Annotated in this window: 5 protein-coding genes; all 5 read left to right on the top strand. The window is 31.0% G+C overall.

Going from position 1 to position 3,342, the window contains the following annotated elements; all coding sequences use genetic code 11:
- Nucleotides 1-257: 257 nt before the first annotated feature.
- The gene (locus VDP25_RS17415; protein ID WP_334471877.1) at nt 258-563 is read left to right on the top strand and encodes a hypothetical protein; all 306 of its coding nucleotides are present in this window, start codon (nt 258-260) and stop codon (nt 561-563) included.
- A 3-nt stretch (nt 564-566) separates the two neighbouring features.
- Complete coding sequence (locus VDP25_RS17410; protein ID WP_334471875.1) at nt 567-971, top strand: DUF4288 domain-containing protein; 405 nt, start codon at nt 567-569, stop codon at nt 969-971.
- A 171-nt stretch (nt 972-1,142) separates the two neighbouring features.
- A complete protein-coding gene (locus VDP25_RS17405) occupies nt 1,143-1,676 on the top strand; it encodes a hypothetical protein (RefSeq protein ID WP_334471873.1) in 534 nt (177 codons plus the stop codon).
- 163 nt (nt 1,677-1,839) lie between these two features.
- Nucleotides 1,840-2,421 (top strand): hypothetical protein, encoded by a 582-nt coding sequence (locus tag VDP25_RS17400; protein WP_334471871.1) that lies wholly within the window; start codon nt 1,840-1,842, stop codon nt 2,419-2,421.
- Between the two features lie 204 nt (nt 2,422-2,625).
- Complete coding sequence (locus VDP25_RS17395) at nt 2,626-3,081, top strand: DUF4303 domain-containing protein (protein ID WP_334471869.1); 456 nt, start codon at nt 2,626-2,628, stop codon at nt 3,079-3,081.
- Nucleotides 3,082-3,342: the final 261 nt, after the last annotated feature.

Raw genomic sequence — 3,342 nt, 5'->3', positions numbered from 1 at the left:
AAATCTGTGTAGAAAAGAGAGGGGATTTTCAATGTTGACGAAGTCTAAAGCTTCTGCGTGTATATTAACCTTACTCCTCTCTTTTGTCTTTTCTGATTTATCCTTAAATTTAATGAATTACAAACTTAAGACGTGTATAGTTAATGGCGGTTTTGTGTTGGATTTCAAGAGTTTAGCATTTAATAAACCAAGTGTTAAACCAAAAGTTAAATGCTTCTAAATCCGCCACTAACCATACACAAACCGTTAGCTACAATTTGAAAAAAACAATCGTCATACTAATAATATTGAGTATTTTGTCTTGTAAACAGAAAGATGAATGTTATCCAGAATTTAAAGAAAGTCTGACATATCTCAAGAATTACATCAAACCTGATAATCAAGAAAGATTAGTAATTGAGATTACACGTAACATAGAAGTATTGGAATCTATTTCAGGGATAATGAATAAAGACCTAGGCAATCTAATCGGAAAAATGATAGTTAGACAAGCTGATATTGACAAATGGGAAAAGTGGATTTCTAAAAAATGTGATTCTCTAAATCTAAAGCAACTGAATTAAAAAATGAAATCCCAAGAGAAAATATCGAACAAAAATGGAAATTGGTTTATCGTTGAGATTATTGAAAAATGCGAACCTGTTGAACGAAATGAAAAACAAGATTTACGAAGAGTAACAACTTGGGGAAATCATCACTTAATTAAAGCTGACTCGCCTGAAAAAGCATTTGACAAAGCAGTAAAACTCGGAAAGGAAAAGAATTATAAATTCATTAACTCTGACAAACTCGAAATGGAATCGATTTTTGTCGGAATTGGAGAATTGTTACCGATTTACGAAGACATTGAAGATGGAGCTGAATTAATGTGGAATGATTACGGATTTATTAGTAATAGAAGAACTATGAGAATGCCTTACGAAAAGAAAGAACTTATGAAATTAATAAAGCCGAAACAAAAAAAAGAATAAAAACTGTAGCTAACACAGTATATAAAAAATTGCTGTTTTAGGCTAAACTTAAAGGTCGTTGCTCTTTTGTTACGTCTGAATTTCCTTCGGAAATTCCTCGCACACAAAACCGCAACTTTCCATATACATAAACGTTAGCCACAAGTTGAAAAAAATAAACCTTTAAAGAAAATGACAAGAATTTTAATTTTATTAGTATTTACACTATTTATTTTTAGTTGCTCATCTGATGATGAATCATCTGTTGATTCTAGCGAACTATTAACTGATTTTATAGAACCAATACCTCAATTTGGAATAAATTCAACCGAATATATTTCTATCCACGGAGAGCCTTTGGAACACAATATTATTGTAGACAATACCCCTTTTGGTGGTGATGACGAAGAATTGGTTTATGAATTAAACTATCCAGGGGAGATTTCAAGAGAAATTAAATTTTATTATTCGTTTGACCATGAAGAAGCTGTATTTAGTTACGCTTACATTTTGATTAATGAAAATATGCAAAACTTGGAATTTTTAACTGATTTCTATAATTCAAGATATGGAAGTTATACACTTATACCAGAACCTGGACCTTCAGAAACAGAAACAAGACAGTGGGTAGTACCAAATGATATGACAATTAATTTGAATTATAATTTCTCTGAAGATTCTGGAACTGATTATTTTTGGCTTACATACCAAGACAATTCCAATTAGCAATCTATTTGATATAAAAACCAGTGGCTAACAATGTGTATAATTTATTGCTAGTAAAGGCTTACTTACGAAAATTCCGCTGGAATTTTCTATCTGTGATTAGTTTGCTAACTTAGTTGCTTAACCACGCAACTAACCATACACAAACACGTTGGGTACAATTATGACGAACAGCATTTTCCATAACAAAGAGTTTGAGATAAACGGAATTTCTGTGCCTGAATTTGAATTAAAAAGCGGAAATCTAATCCGAATTTATATTCCGAATTTTAATCTTGAAAACTTGCCTTTAGGTTTTGACTTGACTATCGAGTTAATAAAAAAGTTCCAAAATCAAAAAACTGATTTTCCTTGGGCAAAAAACTACCGACAAAATACTGTTGCGGAATTTTTAAGTCCTTTGACTGTAAATAAATATCTGATTAATAAAATGCGGATTGACAAACTGACCGCAAAAAGAATAGCAGAAGAAATCGGAATTACATTAAATGAGAAATTTGAATATTTAAGTTTTAAAAACAAAAAAGCTCTAATTATAAAAGCGCATTTTGATAAAAATGATTCTATTCTTTTGGATTATTACGGAGTAGATGCAATGGGAATTGAGTTTTTGGAAAATTTAATTAATACCGAAATAGAAAAAGGCAAATCTGCAATCGCTTTTGACAATTTACAATTTGCGAACGAAAAAGAACCTTATGAAAATATTAAACCGATAAAAATAACTGTACCCAACACAGTATAAAATTAATTGCTATTTTAGGCTTAAACAAAGGTAGTTGCACTTTTGTTACGTCTGATTTTCCTTCGGAAAATCCTCGCACACAAAACCGCAACTAATCTTATACATAAACGTTGTGGTGCATTTAAGACGAACATTGTGAATAAATTTATAATCCTTTTAATAACCTTATTTACGGTAAATTTCAATCTAACTAAACCGAATAGAATGAGTGAATCCAAAAGCAAATTTGACACGGAAAAACTAACTCAATTTGCGATTAAAAAAATATCTGAATTCGCTAAAGAACATCCGAATGAAACGTTTTACGGATTCTCAATTGATGCAAACCTTTTATGCTTGAATTCGGAAGAAGAATTCCAAAAAACGTTAAAGTATTACAGAGAAAAATTTGGCGGATATGATACTGACGAACTTATTGCGGACTTAAAAGAAAATACTGGAGATTGGGAATATCAAGGTTTTACGGAATTTGACGAAAATTCAGGATTTGATATGGAGGAATATAATGAACATTATCACGAAGACGAAGATTTTCAGTTGACTTCTGATTATGCTAAGTCAATGGACAAAGTTGTAGAGAATTTAAAAGAAAGCGGAGTTTTTGACTTGCTTAAAAAAACTAATGATTTTTATGCAAACCGAATTGAACACAATTATTAACCGAATAAAAAACGACACCACAACACCGTGTATAATTCATTGCTAGTTATAGCCTACTTACGAAAGTCCTCGCGGACTTTCTATCTGTGATTTATTTGCTAACTTTAGTTCCTAAACCACGCAACGAAATCATACACAAAACCGTTGTAGTTAATTATGAAGAAACTTTCGTACATATTAGTAACATTAGTATTCCTGAGTTGTAAAACAGAAAAAAAAGATGTTTATCAAGAATATAACGGACAAATGGTAAAAGTGGAA

The sequence above is a fragment of the Winogradskyella sp. ECml5-4 genome, assembly GCF_036903175.1.
In the GTDB taxonomy this organism is placed as follows: Bacteria; Bacteroidota; Bacteroidia; order Flavobacteriales; family Flavobacteriaceae; genus Winogradskyella; species Winogradskyella damuponensis.
The sequence above is the reverse complement of the archived record's forward strand: the minus strand, read 5'-3'. Positions and strand labels throughout refer to the sequence as shown.